At 45.9% G+C, this 410-nt stretch carries 1 protein-coding gene; it reads right to left on the reverse strand.

Going from position 1 to position 410, the window contains the following annotated elements; all coding sequences use genetic code 11:
* A partial coding sequence (locus UF06_RS18765; protein ID WP_045571787.1) for a DEAD/DEAH box helicase occupies window positions 1-410 on the reverse strand: 410 nt, incomplete at both ends.

Here is a 410-nt window from a genome sequence, read left to right on the forward strand (position 1 = left end):
GAATATCGATCACGCTAAAGCCGCGATGGTGTAATTCATCCGCAACATTTTGAACCTCTTTCTTCGTATTACAGAACACCACCGCCGACTCTGGTTGGTAAGTCAAAAGAAGATTCGCTAGCGCCTCATCACGCGCTTCAGTTCCTTCTACTTTGTAGAAGTATTGAGCAATGCTGGAAGTATCGTGAGTCGATTCAACCTTGATCATCTCTGGCGATTTCATAATACGCTGAGCGATTTTCTCGATCTTCTCTGGGAATGTTGCGCTAAACAGCAATGTCTGACGCTGTTTAGGCGCCGCATTAATAATCGCATCCAAAGCGTCTTGGAAGCCCATTTCTAGCATACGATCGGCTTCATCCAGCACCAGTGTATTCAGCTCTTCCAAGTTAATACGGCCTTTCTCAAGG

It is taken from the genome of Vibrio sp. S234-5 (assembly GCF_000960595.1).
In the GTDB taxonomy this organism is placed as follows: Bacteria; Pseudomonadota; Gammaproteobacteria; order Enterobacterales; family Vibrionaceae; genus Vibrio.